Raw genomic sequence first — 17,128 nt, forward strand, 5'->3', positions numbered from 1 at the left:
GCCGCCTAAGCAACCCGATGGTTTTTAGTCAAAGATCTGATTACAGGTCGTAGCTCAATTGCAGCCAGAATTGGCGGCCAGGATCATAGGAGTGCAGCACCCGATCGCCATACACAAAGGTATCGGAAACATTGCGTTTATTGAGTAGGTTATTTACCTCAATCGAGATGCCTGCCCCATAAGCGAATGCGGGCTGCCAGGTCACTTTGGTATCCCAGCGGAAATTACTGGCAAAATGGGTTTTCTCGTATTTCAGCATCTGAGTGCCAGTGCTGATGTCGGTGTAATACTCATTCTGATAGCGCACCGCTTGATCGCGCGAACTGCGCCATTGCCACAGGTTATAGAAGGTAAGGTCGTATTCTTGCCACTCACTGGTTAGCTCCAGATTGAGCCGCCACGGCGAGTTGAAATTGGTCGATGGCAAATCGGAGGCATTAATCACTTTGCCGTCGTACCACACTTTGTCTGAATCCAGCTTGGTGTTCGGATCAAAGAAGGCATAGCCCTGATCTTTCGGCGTATTACTTTTACTTTGCTGCCAGGTGAGTGAGCCAGTAAAAGCATGAGTTGTGGCGGCCAGTTCCCAAGGTTTGCTGTTGCTGACCGAGAGTGAGACCTGGTCGTTACTGCTACGACCACCGTTATCAAAAGTCCTGATACGGGCTTGAGATGCACTGTTTGGTTTACGGTATTTGGTGCGGCTACGCACTTCGTCGTAACCCTCACGATGTACATACTGTAAGCGCCATGTGCTCTGCATCACCTGTTGCTGGAGCGCAAAACTCAGTTCATCGTTATACGGTGTCTTTAAGCTGTCGATACCCTCGAAATCTTTCACGCCATCCCACTCATTCTCGGATGGGGCCAGTGAACAGAAGTAGTAACAATGCTCCATACCCGCGTTTTGTGCTTCGTACAGCGCGTAAGTCAACATCGAGCGGCCATAGTAACGGTTGGCCCCGGCGATCAGTACGGTGTCACCAGTACCAAACAGATCCAGACTGCTGCTCAGGCGCGGAGCGATATTGGTCTTCTGAACAAAATCATCGCGATCCAAACGTACACCTGGGCGTACGGTCAAGCGGCCATACTGCATGCTGTCATCCAAAAACAGCGCATAGTTGGTGTAGCCAGCCTCATAGTTACCGGCGCGAAAGCGGGTGATATAACTGGCTTCAGTTAGAGAAGCGATATCATCCGCCGCGGCACTGAATTTGTAGCGGTAATAGTCGCGATCACGGATATATCGGGCGGTAGTTTTGTTCAGTTCAAAGCCAAGATTAGGCGAATGTTGCAGGCCTAAGGCATTAAATTCATTAAAACGCAGTACCCCTTTGGCGCTGGCGCTGTTCTGGCGAGTAGTCAAATCTCCTTGCCCGCCATTGTTATAAAACTGCGGATTCCGCCAGTCGGTCATGTAGTCTTCTAAAGTGAAAAAGTCTTTTACATCATTGGTGCGTTCATCTTTTAGTTGCTGATAGCCGGCGGTAAAATCGAGATTGGCAATATCAAAACGGTGCTCCAACTGGAGCGTGGTGCTCAACCCGTTATGGTCATTGTCATAGCCGGAGTTAATGACACTGCTGGAGAAAAGTGTGCTGGTATAAGCTGAGTAATTGGCCGATAGATGGGCACTGGTGCGCTCATTAGCATCCCAGGAGATTTTGGCAAAATAGTTATCAGAAACCCGCTTTTGGCTGCGATAGCCCGGCGTCACCGAGACGACTTCCAACTCGTTATTCGGGCTTAATTGCAGGCCGCTGCCGCCGGTAGTGTAGGTCGGAATATCAGAGAGACGCTGCGAGGCAGAAAATACAATCCCCATATTGTCGGTAATGCCCGCTTCAAACCAGCCACCAAAGCTTTGTTTATTGTATTTGGGTTGATAACGCGCTGGACGGCTGGTGTCGTTTTTTGAACTGTCGAACTCCATATCCGGATCAGTGAAAACCTTGTTCCACGATGAACGAGTTTCTCGGTAAAAAGCATGGGCGCTGTTCTCGCCACGCCAACGGCGACTGGAGACATCCAAAGTACCGCCGGTAAAGCCGCCAAACTCCACCGGAATGTTATTGTCGAATACCGTCACACTGTCGATCAGACGGCTATCGATATACATGCCCTGATCACTACTATCAATGCGGGTGATGGTTTCGCCGTTACCATCGCTGGCCGGATCGATATCGTTATTAAAGCTGACACCATCCAGATTGTAGGCGTTCTGGTAGCTCGACGAACCATGAATGGAGATGGCTCCGGGTTTGATTTCGCCCTGCGTCAGGCTGGTGTTGTCACTATTGGAGAATTGCACTGCCGGATTGGTGCGCAGTAATTCGGTGATATTGCCGTTGCCGGTAGGGCGTTGGCGGATCTCTTCCGAGGTCACCACTTGCGGAGCCGACATCACGTTGTCTACCGCTGCACGCCCACCGGCCTCGCCCATCACCGAGGTAGTTGGCAACACCATGCTACCAGCCGCAGCCCCTGATACCAGCATAGGGCGGACGACATACCCCTTACCACTGGCAACAAGCTCCAACCCGCTACCTGCCAGCAGTTGCTGTAATGCATCTTGCGCGCTGTAGTTACCGCTGAGAGCCGGAGCGCGCAAATTACGCACATCAGACTCATCGAAAATGACGTGTAATTGCCCCTGTTGAGCCACCTGAGTAATGGCATTCGCCAGCGGTTGTGCGGTCAGATTGAACGAAACATCCGCTGCCATAACGCCCTGTGTCGTTAATAGCGTTGCCAGCGCTAAGGCAGTGAGAACAGGCACCCCAGAAACTTTCTTTTTATTGTTTATCATCACGCTATTTCTTCCCTAAGAAATGTCAATGCGATGCCAATAAGCACCAGCATCAGGGAAGACGTGATAATGAGAATTATCCTCACCTATAAAATTAACTATTTTTTACTTTTTATTTAAATCTCTAAAAATCATTACGTTACCTTTCTCGTCATGCACCACATTCACCGCCAGCAGCAACGGTAATGAGTCGAGGAACTCATCTGGATGATTTAAATCCAGTGAACCGGATACGGGTAATTGCGCCAAACGAGTATCGGTCAATTCAATCTTACCCGGTCGGTAGCGCTGCAATTCAGTGACCAGTTCCCCCAAAGGACGATGACGAAATAGCAATTGCCCGCTGCGCCATTGACCTATTTCGGCCACCGCACTTTTGCTCAACAGCAAGCGCTTCTTCGCGGGTAACAACTGCGCACGGTCACCGGCATGCAGCATAACTGCCGCCATATTCGGCCTGCCGGTCATCGCGACAATCCCCTCTTTGACCGCCACCGCGACCTCGCCTAAGTCGTATCGCACATCGAATTCGGTTCCGACCACTTTCACCTGGCTCTCACCGGCGTAAACAATAAATGGCCGGGCTTTATTGGCGGCCACTTGCAGGTAAATTTCCCCCTGATCCAACCAGAGCTGACGATTATCTTTTGCATAATGAACACGAACCTGTGAATGGCGATTCACATGCACCCGGGTACCATCTGATAACACGATTTCACGACTGTAATCCGTGGTTTGCAGACTCATCTCATTGGTCAACAACAAGGGCAGTTGGCTCATCGGCAGTAGCAATGCAAATAGGAAAAATATCCCGGCGGCACAACTGCGCAAGGGCCGCCAACCGCGGGTTGATTTTTCTGGTTGTGGCGCACTAGCCGGTCGTGGAATCAATGCGCAATCCCCCCAAATCTGCTGCATCTGACGATAGGCCTGCGCATGGGAGGGGGAGCATTGCAACCATGTATCCAGTTGCTGTTGTTCTTGGGGGGTTAAACGTCGAGCCTGACGGCGGCTGAACCATAACGCCGCTTGCTCATCAACCTCAGCGCTCAGAGAACGGCTCTCATTCGTCATGTTGCTCACTCCCTTGTTCAGCAACGTGGCGCTTACAATGCAGTAATGCGCCAGCGATATGTTTTTCGACCATACTGACAGAAATCCCCATTCTCTCCGCTACTTCAATTTGGGATAAACCGTCGAAACGATGCATCAGAAAGGCCTCACGGCGGCGTGGGCTAAGACTATTTAGCGCTTGTTCCAATCGACTCAATCGTTGCTGCTGCTCCAGTACATGTTGCGGATCAGCCCCGGACGGTGCCATTTCTTGCTCGACGTCGTCATCTTCATGGCTTTGTGCCAGCGCCATACGCTGCTTGCCCGCAGCCCGCCAATGATCAATCAATACCCGATGAGCAATCTTGAAAAGAAATGCCCGCGAATGCTCGACAGGTGTCTGTTTCGCCCGCTTTAGCCACAGCGTAAAGACATCGTGCGACAGATCCGTGGCGTCGCTGGCATTATCCAGCCTTTTGCGAAAGAAGCTGACCAACTGACCATAAGTGTTCTGATAGGCCAGACTCACTTTGTTTGATGGCGGTTTATCCATGAATGCATCCGTTAGACAATACGGCCTCAGGCTGGCGAACGGGCAGTTACGCGGCAACCCTTCGGCATCAGGTACATTTATCCAGTGGCCCACTTTGCAGGTAGAAAAGGCTGGTGAAATAAGCAATAACACAGCGAATTAAACGAGGGTGAATACCATAGGGTTTCACTCTTCTAAGGCTGGCGGTTATAAGCGAAAAACCCGATCAAATGCAAATGATAATCACAATAACTATCATTATATTTATTGGTTTGTATAATCTGTCAATTATTGCCTTTGGCAGAAAAGTGTTATTTGCCAGTAAAAAAACAATAAAAATATTACTAATCAAATATATGAATCATAAATAATTCGAGTTGCAGGAAGGCAGCACAGTTATGTCGATAATAAAAAATAACCATGATTTTAGAATGGACTTACCTTTCGGGTGGCCCAGGACACGCTGGAGTATCAGCTTACTATTGGGAGTTGGGCTACACTTGCTTGCCGCCGCGTTTATGCTCGGCTGGATAAATAAAATGGCCCCCCAGGGCGTGTTACCCCCGGCGGTAATGATTGAACTGACGATGTATCAACAAGCCAAATCGATCCCTCGCGAAATCCCCCAAGGGATACAGCAAAGCATGGCAGCACCGGATGATGCCCCCCCCGAAAAACGACCGGAAGATCTACCAAAATTAATCCACTCCGCTACAGGCACCCATGCTATTCGGCCGGAGAAAGTGGTACAGAAGAAAAAAACAGAACCGACTAAACCACGGACAGATACACCGCTACCAGTCGTCGCAGAGAAGGCGGCCCCAACCACTAGCGCGCCATTACCGGGTGAGAGTCATAAAAACGCTGCGACTTTTTCCAGCGATGCTTCAGCCGCAATCAGTGGGAAAGCCTCATGGCAGAGTGATGTTCTGGCCCATCTATCGCGCTATAAACGCTATCCACGAGAAGCCTTGCGCTATCGCCTGGAAGGGGTCAGCCACGTACGCTTTATTGTAGATCATAAAGGAAAAGTATTAGCTGCGGAGTTGTTCGCCACCTCTGGTGCTAAAATGCTGGATCGTGAAGCAATGATGCTGATTTCTCGCGCCCAACCGTTACCCATTCCCCCCGCCGAACTACTGCGCAACGGGGTGATTGAGTTAATAGCGCCGATTGCTTATAACGTGAAAGGTTAAGGCTAATATTCATGTTAATGATGGCAACTAAAACAGATTTGAAACTGATTCAAGCCTTACTGGCGGGTTAAACCCGCCTTTAACAGTCTTATCGATTGCCCATTTCAGCGCTGAATCAGATAGCGGATAGTCGGGCCATCTTGCTGAATATCCAATACCGTATAGCCATAATTTCGGGCATCTAACGGAATATTATTAATGGATTGCGGGCAGTCACTGATCACTTCTAGGATTTCGCCTGGTTTCAGTTGTGGCATCGCTTCGAGTGTGGCGACCGCTGGATATGGGCAGGGTTCGCCCACCATATCCAAACGGTAATCCGGCACGATAGCCGTAGGTGCTACTGAACTATCAATGGCTAAAGACGAAGAATGACTCATGATGGCTCCTTAAGCAAAGTAGATGCAGTGGCTTTTTGTTGGCGGAAGAAGCGCTTTTCCCACCACAACATGGCAGCAAAAGCGATAGCCAGCATCAGGTAAGTCACCAGTAACCCGCCGATTGGGCCGAACGTTTCCAATAGGTTGACTTTGTCATAATTGGTCGCCAATGCCGGTGCAAAGTCATCCCAATAATACGCCAGAATAGTGGCACCAATAATATTACCCAAACCCACCCACCAATAGTGAATCTGCCCCTCTACCGCGCGATACATCCAGCCCGTTTCACAACCACCGGCTAGCACGATACCAAAACCAAACAATAAACCACCAATCACCGCATTCGGCCCGGCCCATAGAATCTTCGGTGCGACACCCAGTTGCACATAACTGAAAATCCCAATAGCACTGACCGCCATCCCCAGAATAATTGCTTTCGCCATGTGCGTACGTCCGGTTATCCACAGGTCACGAAAGGCAGAGGTAAAGCAAATTTGCGCCCGCTCAATCAAAAGTCCAAACCCAATCCCACAGAGCATGGCGATACCCAGTTTGGGGTGGCGGAACAGCTCAATCAATGACCAGCCCAACGCCAGAACAAACACCACCATACCAAGACGAAAACGTCGCGCAGCCCTGGCTGGGTGCTGGGTTAATGGCGCGGCTGCTGTCACTTTTTGCAATTTCACCGGAATACGAAACAGCGGCAACAGCGTAAATTTGGCACCGAAATAGGAACCGGCCGCCGTCGCGAGCGCGAAGAACCAGGCATGCAGTGAAAACTGGGGAATGCCGGTAAAGAAAGCCGCCAGATTACACCCCATTGCCAGCCGCGCACCAAAACCGGCAATAATGCCACCGACCAGTGCCTGAGCAACACGAATACCGTGCTGGGGCTTGCGCAATTTCACATTATTGGCCCACAGCGCTGCGGCAATACATCCAGCAAACATACCAATGATCATCATGCCATCTATGCGATCTAATGGCGTCCCTTCTAACCCGATAACTTTAAAATACCCCCACTCTTGCGGATGCGCACCAAACAGTTGCATCAGGTGACCACCCCAGCGAGTGAACTCACCCGTCACAGCCCAAAAAGTACCGGTTAAACCAAAGTAATAAGTCGATAAGATACCGGCGGCAATTACCGCTGGCAGAGGGGCCCAAAAACGTACCAAATAGTGAGATTTAAACATCTGCCAGCTCACACCGACACCTCCAAAATACGTGTTGTCGCCGACAAGAGCAGGTTCATATGCCGGGACGAGAAAATAGACCTACGTATAATAAGCCAATTATTCCTTTAATGGAGGTATGACGCATTGAAATTTAGATGTTAGACAAAAGTTAACTTAGTATTGATATCCATGAAGTCTCCCTACTCCATAAGTGCTCTCATGCGTGTCGGGCATAGCTGAAAACGGCGACGGAAACTATCAGAGAAATGGGCGTGATTACTAAAACCGCATTCCATGGCAATATCTGCCACACGAAGCTGCGTGGATAACAACAGCTCACAACCTTTTTTCAAACGTTGCTCCAATAGCCATTGTTTTGTCGACATTCCAAATTTTTCATAAAATAAAAAATTCAATTTACGCGTCGAAATACCTAACTCACTGGTATAGCGGGAAACTGTCCACGGATTGAGACAATTTTTCTCAAAAAATTCCAGCAATTCGTTATTAGTTCCTACAATTGATTCTAATAATCTGGAAAAATAAACATAGTCCAAACCCAAACAATAAAGATAAAGATAAAGAAACCGCAGTGACAAAGTCCGATCAATATCAACTAATTTCTCAGCAGCACAAATAATATCGTTGTTAGCCGGTAATATTTTATATCGCTCATATACGTTTTGTGGCAAATAGAATTTATTTGGTTGTGCCATCTTACTGGCTAAATTCTTATAGAGGGGTAAAAGGTCTATAGGATGACACAATATCGAAGTAAAAGTACTTTGTGAAAAAGAGGACACACTCGCTTGCTCATCAGTAATCACTAGATTACCAGCAGGTACGGTATAACATACTTCGTCACTACGTAATATTTCCTCGTGCCGAAATAGAATAAACTGTATTGATTTCATAATATTCTTTCGAGTTTTATAGTTGTGTTCCAAGAATGAAAAATAATATGGCAAGGTGATATCCGGTATAAACCTTAAATTTAATGAAGCTGTAATTTACATTTACCTGATGAACATGGGTTATCCTCTGATATCTCCTGGGTTCCGCCCAAAATAATTTAATTATTTGATGATTTATTTTCATTACCCATGAATTTTCAGAATTAAATGAATCTATAACGAGTAGTAACGAAATCAGTATAACTCTTGATATCAAATTTTGACTGTGGCGTACTAAAAAACAGTCATGTAACTTTTTAGAAAAGTCATCATCACTCGCCTCGATAAGATAATCCATTGGCAATGTCAACCAGAGAGTGATCACGACTCTATTTAAATCATCAGGTAAAGAATAACTTTATGAATACAAAATTATTAATTGTGGACGATCATGAGCTGATTATTAATGGCATCAAAAATATGCTTGCAGCTTATCCGCGCTATCAGATAGTCGGTGAAGCGGAGAATGGATTGGATGTGTATAACTTATGCCGCCAAACCGAGCCAGACATTGTCATAATCGATTTAGGGTTACCCGGTATGGATGGTCGTGATGTGATTATTCAACTTCTTCGCCGCTGGCCAACAATGAAGACTCTGGTATTGACTGCTCGCCATGAGGAGCATTACGCCAACAGAACCTTAAATAGTGGTGCGCTAGGGTATGTTCTGAAGAAAAGCCCACAACAGATTTTGATGACTGCTATTCAAACCGTGGCAGCCGGGAAGCGCTATATTGACCCCGCACTCAACAGCACTTTATTGAGCAAATTAACTCAATATAGCGGGACGAATCAAACCATTTTAACACCGCGAGAGCGGCAAATATTAAAACTGATCACTGAAGGATCCTGTAATCGTATTATCGCGACCCAACTTTCGATCAGCCAGAAAACCGTTGAAACCCATCGCCTTAATATGATGAAAAAACTGGATGTGCACAAAGTCGCAGAATTAATTCAATGGTCATATCGTTTAGGTTTAAATGAGTAATGCCAGTAAGTTATCGATATGCTTATTATTTGTGGGGTGCCAAATACCCCCCTATTAGTATTACGCCAACAGGGGGGACATTAATAGATCGATTAATCGCTAACTTTGAATCGGCGTCTGTTGCGGTGCAAATAAGGCTTTTTCATAAGCCTTGGCTTTCTTATGATCAAACTGATGTTCCCACTTGGCAATAACTAATACGGCTAATGCATTTCCCACCACGTTCAGTGCAGTACGCGCCATATCCAGAATACGGTCAACGCCAGCAATAAAGGCCAAGCCTTCTAACGGGATGCCGACGCTGCCTAATGTTGCCAGCAAAACAACAAAAGAGACTCCCGGAACACCGGCAATACCTTTCGAAGTCACCATCAAAGTCAGCACAAGAATAATCTCTTGCCCGATTGACAGCTCAATACCATAAAGTTGTGCGATAAATATCGCTGCAATACTTTGGTATAACGTAGAGCCATCCAGATTAAATGAATAACCGGTTGGTACGACAAAACTGGTAATCGCTTTTGGCGCACCATAAGCTTCCATTTTTTCGATAATTCGCGGCAATACAGTTTCAGAACTGGCCGTAGAATAGGCCAGAATCAGCTCATCCTTTAGAATTCGAATCAATGTCCAAATACGCAACTTACATAATCTCGCCACGGTACCCAGAACCACTAAAGCAAAGAAGATAATAGCGGCGTAAACCAAAACAACCAATTTGGCGAGCGGAATCAGTGATGCAAAACCAAAATTGGCGACCGTGACCGAGATGAGGCCAAACACCCCGATCGGCGCATAACGCATAATCATGTGTGTAACTTTGAACATGCTTTCAGATACTGCTTTAAACACATTCAACAGTGGTTCTTTGGTTTCTTTTGGCAATGAAGACAGCCCTAAACCAAACAACACTGAGAAGAAAATAATTGGCAACATATCGCCTTTTGCCATAGAGGCAAAGACGTTGGCAGGGATCAGCGACAAGATAGTGCTTACCAGACTGTGGCTACCACTTTGTACTTGTTCGGTAGTTTTTTCGTACTGAGAGATATCAACCACGGTCAACGCTGACATATCAATGCCATGCCCTGGCTGGAACACATTTGCCAAGGTGATCCCGACAATAATGGCAATAGTCGTGATAACTTCGAAATAAATAATGGTTTTCAGACCAATTCGCCCAAGCTTCTTCGCATCACCAACACCGGCAATACCTACGATCAAGGTTGAAATAACAATCGGCACCACAATCATTTTAATTAAGCGGATAAAGATATCGCCCGCTGGGCTTAAAATATTATTAACTAACCATTCTCTAGACTCAATTTGGTTATGCAAAACTGCACCAACCAAAATACCTAATACCAGAGCAATGAGTATTTGCCAGGCCAGACTTATTTTTACACTTTTCATACCCTAAAAATTCCTCAAAGCATCCGATAAAATGCAAGTTACCAAGCATCTTAAATAGAATACTTAATCATTAAGTACGGGGCTATAGTTGATAAAACTTATGGTTCAGCCTCCCGCCAGCCGTCCACGTTATAAATCAGTATCATTTCTAGGCACTCTTCTGCAAGCCTTGTTTACACTAAGCCTACATCACACCCGTGTTTAAAATCAGCCTGAACAATCACTAATTTTCAGTAAATATTTGTTATTAAAAAAGTAAAATACATCAATGATAAATAGTAAGCCAACAAGTCAGTAGAAAAAATGAGCGAAATTAAATTATGGCATAATCCACAATTATGTTTTCTTTTGTGGATTATTTTGTTTTTATTTTGTTAAATTAATTTATGGTGATTCTCCGCCTATTTTGGATATTCCGCAATCAAAGTCGATTTTCTTGAGAAAATTCTTAAGTGAAAGTTAAAAAAATAAAAATATTAAAATGAATATTTATGCCGTTTGTTTTCTATTTTCCAATGCATATTTCATCTTAGAATATATACAAGCTTTTAATTACAGTAAGATATTAAAATAATAATCTTTCTTCAGTAGTCAATTAATATTACTTTTTTCGGTTAACAATTAATACCAAAGAGTGTTAATCACCTAGCGTTAATACTATTCGTTTTGTCTGTCTATAAATATCCTCTTTTCGCACATAAAATGAGCTGATATCCACATTTCCTTTCCTTTATAGCATGGTCAGATGACAGCTCTTCTATCATTAAGATATCGATTCACCACTCAGCGCATTAAGTAAGTCTCTAAATCAACATCTTTTATGCGTGATCTGTCGCCCAAAAAAGAAACAAAACATCCCCCCACACTATAATTAACTTTTGATTGACATATTATTAACAATCTCAAGGAGAATGATGATGAGCCAAATACATAAGCACCCTATTCCAACTGCAATTGCAGAGCACGCCCTGATAAACCCGGAACAATATCATCAATACTATCAACAGTCGGTTCAAAACCCAGATGAATTCTGGGGTGAGCATGGCAAGATTATTGATTGGATTAAACCGTATAAAACGGTGAAGAATACCTCTTTCGATCCCGGCCATGTCAGTATCCGCTGGTTTGAAGATGGTACATTGAATCTTGCAGCAAACTGTCTGGACCGCCATCTGGCAGAACGCGGTGATCAAACTGCGATTATCTGGGAAGGCGATGACCCTAATCAGTCCAAAACCGTTACATACAAACAACTTCATCATGATGTATGCCAGTTTGCTAATGTGCTGAAAAAACTGGGCATCAAGAAAGGTGATGTTGTTGCTATCTATATGCCAATGGTGCCAGAAGCTGCGGTTGCGATGCTAGCCTGCGCCCGTATTGGTGCGGTTCACTCGGTGATTTTTGGTGGATTCTCACCAGATGCAGTCGCTGGCCGAATTATCGACTCTAACTCAAAACTGGTGATTACTGCCGATGAAGGCATCCGTGCTGGCCGCGCAATTCCACTGAAAAAAAATGTCGATGAAGCGCTGAAAAACCCTGCCATTACCAGTATCAAAAATGTGGTTGTATTCCAACGAACCGGCAATGCCAGTTATTGGAAAGATGGGCGAGACCTGTGGTGGCATGACCTGATTAAAGATGCCCCGGCCGACTGCCCACCTGAAGAAATGAATGCTGAAGATCCACTGTTTATCCTTTATACCTCCGGTTCTACCGGTAAACCGAAAGGGGTATTACATACCACTGGCGGTTATTTGGTTTATGCCGCACTGACTTTTAAATACGTTTTTGATTACCACCCTGGCGATATCTACTGGTGTACTGCTGATGTGGGTTGGGTGACTGGCCACAGCTATTTACTGTATGGCCCACTGGCTTGCGGTGCCATTACCTTAATGTTTGAAGGTGTTCCAAACTATCCGGGCGTCAATCGTTTGGGCCAGGTCATTGATAAACATCAGGTCAATATTCTGTATACCGCCCCCACTGCCATCCGCGCCTTAATGGCCGAAGGTGATAAAGCCATCGAAGGCACGAAACGAACTTCGTTGCGTATCATGGGGTCGGTTGGGGAGCCGATTAACCCAGAAGCATGGGAATGGTATTACAACAAAATCGGTAACAGCAAATGCCCGATAGTTGATACCTGGTGGCAGACTGAAACCGGTGGTTTCATGATAACTCCCCTCCCAGGGGCTACCGAATTAAAAGCAGGTTCTGCAACTCGCCCATTCTTTGGTGTTCAACCGGCGCTGGTAGACAACTTGGGTAACCCACAAGAAGGTGCCGCCGAAGGTAATTTAGTCATCACCGATTCGTGGCCCGGCCAGGCCCGTACTCTATTTGGCGATCATGACCGTTTTGAACAGACTTATTTCTCTACCTTTAAAGGTATGTATTTCAGTGGTGATGGCGCACGCCGCGACGAAGATGGCTACTACTGGATAACTGGCCGCGTTGATGATGTGCTGAACGTATCAGGTCATCGTTTGGGTACCGCTGAAATTGAATCAGCGCTAGTTTCACACCCCAAAATTGCCGAAGCCGCTGTCGTTGGGGTTCCGCATAACATTAAAGGTCAGGCTATCTATGCCTACATCACCCTGAATCATGGTGAAGAACCCACGCCTGAGCTATATACCGAGGTGCGCAATTGGGTGCGTAAAGAGATTGGCCCCATCGCCACACCCGATATCTTGCACTGGACCGATTCATTACCCAAAACACGTTCGGGCAAAATCATGCGCCGGATCCTACGCAAAATCGCCGCAGGTGATACCAGTAACTTAGGGGATACCTCAACGCTCGCCGATCCGGGTGTCGTCGACAAGTTGCTGGAAGAAAAACAATCAATGCAAGCGCCATCGTAAATTATGCCGCCTTCGGGCGGCACCTTATTTAATGCCTCAAAGGAGAGACTCTGATGAATGACAACATTTATCAAGAGATTGAAAATAACCTGCGTTTCAAAGAGTTGGTGCAAAAGCGCAGTCACTTTGCCTGGCTACTGTCGCTGATTACCCTGGCGCTGTATGTCGGTTTCATTTTCCTTATTGCTTTCGAACCACAATGGCTCGGCACCCCGCTATATGCAGGTGCGACCATTACTCGCGGCATTCCCGTTGGTGTGGGTTTGATTGTGACTTCTTTCGTTCTTACAGGTATTTACGTTATTCGTGCTAATGGCGAGTTTGACCGTCTGACGGCAGAAATTCTGCGTGAGGTGAAGCAATGAAGACTCGCCATTGGTCCGTACTTTCCTTATTGACTCTACCTGCTCTGTCACAAGCAGAGACAATTACCGGTGAAGTTCATCGTCAACCCCTTAATATTCAAGCAATTGTGATGTTTGTGCTGTTTGTCGGCGCAACACTGTATATCACCTATTGGGCATCTAAACGAACTCGCTCACGTGGCGATTATTACACTGCGGGTGGGCGTATAACCGGTTTCCAGAATGGTTTGGCGATTGCCGGTGACTTTATGTCTGCAGCCTCATTCCTCGGTATTTCTGCATTGGTTTATACCTCCGGTTATGATGGTCTGATTTATTCCATCGGTTTTTTAATCGGCTGGCCAATCATTCTATTTTTAATCGCTGAACGTCTGCGCAACCTGGGCCGCTATACTTTTGCCGATGTGGCATCTTACCGGCTGAAACAAAGACCTATTCGTACCTTATCTGCCTGTGGCTCGCTAGTTGTAGTGGCTTTATACCTGATTGCCCAAATGGTCGGGGCTGGTAAATTAATTGAGCTGCTATTCGGTTTAAACTACCACGTTGCCGTCGTATTGGTCGGTATATTGATGGTGCTGTACGTCCTGTTTGGTGGCATGTTGGCCACAACATGGGTACAGATAATCAAAGCCGTATTACTCCTGGCTGGCGCATCCTTTATGGCCCTTATGGTGATGAAGTCGGTTAACTTCAACTTCAATACGCTGTTCAGCGAAGCGGTGAAAGTTCACCCTAAAGGCCTGTCGATCATGAGCCCTGGGGGGTTAGTATCCGACCCTATATCCGCCTTGTCTCTTGGCCTGGCATTGATGTTTGGTACCGCTGGCTTACCACATATCCTGATGCGCTTCTTTACTGTAAGTGATGCCAAAGAAGCACGTAAAAGCGTATTCTATGCAACAGGCTTTATTGGTTACTTCTACATATTGACCTTTATCATTGGCTTTGGCGCGATCCTGTTAGTCGGCCCAAATCCGGCCTTTAAAGATGCGGCTGGCGCATTGCTGGGCGGCAATAATATGGCAGCAGTTCATCTGGCTGATGCTGTAGGCGGTAGTTTCTTCTTAGGCTTTATCTCAGCTGTTGCCTTTGCAACTATTCTGGCGGTGGTCGCAGGCCTGACATTAGCGGGTGCATCTGCGGTTTCTCATGACCTTTACGCCAGTGTTATCAAGAAAGGCAAAGCAAATGAGCGTGATGAATTAAGAGTATCGAAAATCACCGTCGTGGTTTTAGGGTTTGTCGCAATCGGCTTGGGTATTCTGTTTGAAAAACAAAATATTGCCTTCATGGTTGGCCTGGCATTCTCCATTGCAGCCAGTTGTAACTTCCCTATTATTTTCATTTCTATGTATTGGGAAAAACTGACAACTCGCGGAGCAATGATTGGAGGCTGGTTAGGATTACTGACTGCGGTCATCCTGATGATTCTAGGGCCGACAATCTGGGTAACTATCCTAGGGCATGCAAAACCAATTTATCCTTATGAATATCCAGCACTATTCTCAATGATAGTGGCATTCGTCGGTATCTGGTTCTTCTCTATCACCGATAACTCAGAAGAAGGTCAGCAAGAACGGCTGCGCTTTAAAGCCCAGTTTGTACGTTCACAAACTGGCTTGGGTGCCTCTCAGAGCAGCTCTCACTAATTAGGTCGACTTCATACAAGGCCCTGCGGGGCCTTTTTATGGTTTGAGCCAGCGATCTAACCACGGGAAGACCACATCTTGCTGTTCTTGATAAAATACATGCCCCAATGCTGGCCAATTGCGAGTGACCAGCCGTGACTCCGCATGTTGCGAGCGCCAAATGGCATGTACTTTGTTGTATGCCTCTTGCACAGCATCCGATGGGAATAGCTTATCTTTTCCGCCGTTAAAAAGTAGCATCGGCTTTGGTGCGGCTAAACTAGCAATATCTGGAAAATCTAACTTATTGGCAATACCAGGGTGCAACATATAGAAAGCGGACTGTCCGCGGAGTACGTTATTCCCCGGCGTCATCAGACCTTGGTAGTTACCAAACCAAGATATGGCCGCAGTTGCAGCTACTTTATCGGACAATGCAGCTAACTGCCAGGCGCGATAAGCCCCCATAGAAAAACCTACAACGCCAATACGTTGTGGATCAACCGCTGGTAGTGTCGCCAGAAAATCAACAGTTCGCATATCCTCATAAGCCATTGTTCCCGCTAATGATCGCCCAAGATTAAAGAAGTTACTGGCTAAAGCTTGTTGTTGTTCATAGCTGATAGGGCCTCTAGCACCCCAACCAATAGCATCGATGGATAGCACCACATAGCCTCGTTTTGCCAATTCATCGCCAATGAACTTACCGCTGAAGAATTTATCTGACCATGCTTGTGCTGAGGCAAGCTGCGCGCTATCCCCCCAAGGACGAATCATTTTCTCTTTGCCGATATCAAACTTGGAACCATGATCATGCAATAAAACAATCGCTGGATGAGGCCCTTTGCTCTTTGGTGTTAATAGCAATCCCTGTACACGACTTTCGTCAGTGATATTAAATACTATCTTTTCAGCAAGATAGCTACCCCGCTCTTGTTGTTCGATCTTTTCTACGGAGAAAGCAATTGTGGAGTCAGGAGTGAGGAGTGCCTGTCGAAGAATTTTTCTGGTATCACTTTTCCACAAAGCAAAATCACTATATTTGCCTGCTAACCATGAGCGTTGATAAGTCATTTGCTTTTTTAGCTGTGGATAAAACACCGGTAGGTTATTTTCAGTAATAGCTGTCTTTTGGTATGTCACTGGGCTTGCTTGGGCCGCGGCACAGGTAAGCGTCGTCGCCAATATTGCGGTAATTACGGTATGTACAAAGAGACCAGCATTCATTTAGACCTCATAATCAAAACGTCGTTTCAATTTTAGAGTGAATAATTTTAAGGGAATGAGGCTTTATTTCTGTGGTCGTGGTTATAAAAATGGCAGAAAGATTAATATAGCAGGAAGATTGTCTCAGCACTCAAGCATTCTGTAAGCTCAGAGATATGCAATGACCATATACCTGTATATGTGATTCATATATTATTAAGTCATATTCAAATTTCAGATATAAAAGAAGCCCTCTGCACAGCAGAAGGCTTCTTTTATGGCGCTTTTAGTTCACACATAGCAAAAACCCCACGCTTTTGGCATGGGGTCTTGGCTTGATTTGATGCCTGGCAGTGTCCTACTCTCGCATGGGGAGACCCCACACTACCATCGGCGCTACGGCGTTTCACTTCTGAGTTCGGCATGGGTTCAGGTGGTCCCACCGCGCTATGGCCGCCAGGCAAATTCTGTTTTAATTAACCCGCTTGGTATCTCTACCCAGCCAGCCAACCCAATCTCGGAACTTCGCTGAAAATT

The 17,128-nt window shown here is 46.1% G+C and carries 13 protein-coding genes and 1 rRNA gene; 5 read left to right on the top strand and 9 right to left on the bottom strand.

The genetic code is table 11. The annotated features are described in order from the left end of the window. Positions 1 to 40: 40 nt before the first annotated feature. The 3 genes from ACF3VQ_RS19390 to ACF3VQ_RS19400 form a co-directional block, all read right to left on the bottom strand. Positions 41 to 2,812 (bottom strand): secretin and TonB N-terminal domain-containing protein, encoded by a 2,772-nt coding sequence (locus tag ACF3VQ_RS19390; RefSeq protein ID WP_392435716.1) that lies wholly within the window; start codon positions 2,810 to 2,812, stop codon positions 41 to 43. Positions 2,813 to 2,917: 105 nt separating this feature from the next. After that, positions 2,918 to 3,886: a FecR family protein gene (locus ACF3VQ_RS19395; protein WP_392432606.1), complete on the bottom strand. Its 969-nt coding sequence runs from the start codon at positions 3,884 to 3,886 to the stop codon at positions 2,918 to 2,920. Beyond that, positions 3,876 to 4,418: an RNA polymerase sigma factor gene (locus ACF3VQ_RS19400; RefSeq protein ID WP_050162001.1), complete on the bottom strand. Its 543-nt coding sequence runs from the start codon at positions 4,416 to 4,418 to the stop codon at positions 3,876 to 3,878. Before ACF3VQ_RS19400 ends, ACF3VQ_RS19395 begins: the two co-directional genes overlap by 11 nt. A 410-nt stretch (positions 4,419 to 4,828) precedes the next feature. Here ACF3VQ_RS19400 and ACF3VQ_RS19405 point away from each other — a divergent pair, with 410 nt between their 5' ends. After that, positions 4,829 to 5,593 (top strand): TonB family protein, encoded by a 765-nt coding sequence (locus ACF3VQ_RS19405; protein WP_392435717.1) that lies wholly within the window; start codon positions 4,829 to 4,831, stop codon positions 5,591 to 5,593. A gap of 104 nt (positions 5,594 to 5,697) precedes the next feature. Here ACF3VQ_RS19405 and yedF read toward each other — a convergent pair whose 3' ends face one another. The 3 genes from yedF to ACF3VQ_RS19420 form a co-directional block, all read right to left on the bottom strand. After that, on the bottom strand, positions 5,698 to 5,973 hold the full coding sequence (gene yedF / locus ACF3VQ_RS19410; protein ID WP_019084286.1) for a sulfurtransferase-like selenium metabolism protein YedF: 276 nt from the start codon (positions 5,971 to 5,973) through the stop codon (positions 5,698 to 5,700). Then, positions 5,970 to 7,184, bottom strand: a complete 1,215-nt coding sequence (gene yedE / locus ACF3VQ_RS19415; RefSeq protein ID WP_392432607.1) for a selenium metabolism membrane protein YedE/FdhT — start codon at positions 7,182 to 7,184, stop codon at positions 5,970 to 5,972. Before yedE ends, yedF begins: the two co-directional genes overlap by 4 nt. 170 nt (positions 7,185 to 7,354) lie before the next feature. Further along, a complete protein-coding gene (locus ACF3VQ_RS19420) occupies positions 7,355 to 8,068 on the bottom strand; it encodes a helix-turn-helix domain-containing protein (protein ID WP_392432608.1) in 714 nt (237 codons plus the stop codon). Positions 8,069 to 8,467: 399 nt separating this feature from the next. Between ACF3VQ_RS19420 and ACF3VQ_RS19425 the strand changes: the two genes are divergently transcribed. Next, on the top strand, positions 8,468 to 9,100 hold the full coding sequence (locus ACF3VQ_RS19425; protein ID WP_392432609.1) for a two component system response regulator: 633 nt from the start codon (positions 8,468 to 8,470) through the stop codon (positions 9,098 to 9,100). Positions 9,101 to 9,199: 99 nt separating this feature from the next. Here the strand turns inward: ACF3VQ_RS19425 and gltP are convergent, their stop codons facing one another. After that, positions 9,200 to 10,513, bottom strand: a complete 1,314-nt coding sequence (gene gltP / locus ACF3VQ_RS19430) for a glutamate/aspartate:proton symporter GltP (RefSeq protein WP_392432610.1) — start codon at positions 10,511 to 10,513, stop codon at positions 9,200 to 9,202. Between the two features lie 917 nt (positions 10,514 to 11,430). Here gltP and acs point away from each other — a divergent pair. From acs to actP, 3 genes are read left to right on the top strand one after another with little or no spacing between them, the layout of a single operon-like run. Next, positions 11,431 to 13,389: an acetate--CoA ligase gene (gene acs, locus ACF3VQ_RS19435; protein ID WP_392432611.1), complete on the top strand. Its 1,959-nt coding sequence runs from the start codon at positions 11,431 to 11,433 to the stop codon at positions 13,387 to 13,389. 53 nt (positions 13,390 to 13,442) lie between these two features. Beyond that, positions 13,443 to 13,754: a DUF485 domain-containing protein gene (locus ACF3VQ_RS19440; RefSeq protein WP_392432612.1), complete on the top strand. Its 312-nt coding sequence runs from the start codon at positions 13,443 to 13,445 to the stop codon at positions 13,752 to 13,754. Further along, the gene (gene actP / locus ACF3VQ_RS19445) at positions 13,751 to 15,406 is read left to right on the top strand and encodes a cation/acetate symporter ActP (protein WP_392432613.1); all 1,656 of its coding nucleotides are present in this window, start codon (positions 13,751 to 13,753) and stop codon (positions 15,404 to 15,406) included. The genes ACF3VQ_RS19440 and actP overlap by 4 nt, the downstream gene beginning before the upstream one ends. 36 nt (positions 15,407 to 15,442) lie before the next feature. Here actP and ACF3VQ_RS19450 read toward each other — a convergent pair whose 3' ends face one another. Both ACF3VQ_RS19450 and rrf read right to left on the bottom strand, forming a co-directional pair. After that, a complete protein-coding gene (locus ACF3VQ_RS19450; RefSeq protein ID WP_392435720.1) occupies positions 15,443 to 16,459 on the bottom strand; it encodes a dienelactone hydrolase family protein in 1,017 nt (338 codons plus the stop codon). A gap of 477 nt (positions 16,460 to 16,936) precedes the next feature. Beyond that, a 5S ribosomal RNA gene (rrf, locus tag ACF3VQ_RS19455) occupies positions 16,937 to 17,052 on the bottom strand. Between the last annotated feature and the right edge of the window lie 76 nt (positions 17,053 to 17,128).

Source organism: Yersinia fenwicki, from assembly GCF_043099325.1.
GTDB lineage: Bacteria > Pseudomonadota > Gammaproteobacteria > Enterobacterales > Enterobacteriaceae > Yersinia.

Coding starts and splice junctions, on each gene's coding strand:
- ACF3VQ_RS19390 (WP_392435716.1), bottom strand. CDS start 2,812: ATGATAAACAATAAAAAGAAAGTTTCTGGGGTGCCTGTTCTCACTGCC.
- ACF3VQ_RS19395 (WP_392432606.1), bottom strand. CDS start 3,886: ATGACGAATGAGAGCCGTTCTCTGAGCGCTGAGGTTGATGAGCAAGCG.
- ACF3VQ_RS19400 (WP_050162001.1), bottom strand. CDS start 4,418: ATGGATAAACCGCCATCAAACAAAGTGAGTCTGGCCTATCAGAACACT.
- ACF3VQ_RS19405 (WP_392435717.1), top strand. CDS start 4,829: ATGGACTTACCTTTCGGGTGGCCCAGGACACGCTGGAGTATCAGCTTA.
- yedF (WP_019084286.1), bottom strand. CDS start 5,973: ATGAGTCATTCTTCGTCTTTAGCCATTGATAGTTCAGTAGCACCTACG.
- ACF3VQ_RS19420 (WP_392432608.1), bottom strand. CDS start 8,068: ATGAAATCAATACAGTTTATTCTATTTCGGCACGAGGAAATATTACGT.
- ACF3VQ_RS19425 (WP_392432609.1), top strand. CDS start 8,468: ATGAATACAAAATTATTAATTGTGGACGATCATGAGCTGATTATTAAT.
- gltP (WP_392432610.1), bottom strand. CDS start 10,513: ATGAAAAGTGTAAAAATAAGTCTGGCCTGGCAAATACTCATTGCTCTG.
- acs (WP_392432611.1), top strand. CDS start 11,431: ATGAGCCAAATACATAAGCACCCTATTCCAACTGCAATTGCAGAGCAC.
- ACF3VQ_RS19440 (WP_392432612.1), top strand. CDS start 13,443: ATGAATGACAACATTTATCAAGAGATTGAAAATAACCTGCGTTTCAAA.
- actP (WP_392432613.1), top strand. CDS start 13,751: ATGAAGACTCGCCATTGGTCCGTACTTTCCTTATTGACTCTACCTGCT.
- ACF3VQ_RS19450 (WP_392435720.1), bottom strand. CDS start 16,459: ATGACTTATCAACGCTCATGGTTAGCAGGCAAATATAGTGATTTTGCT.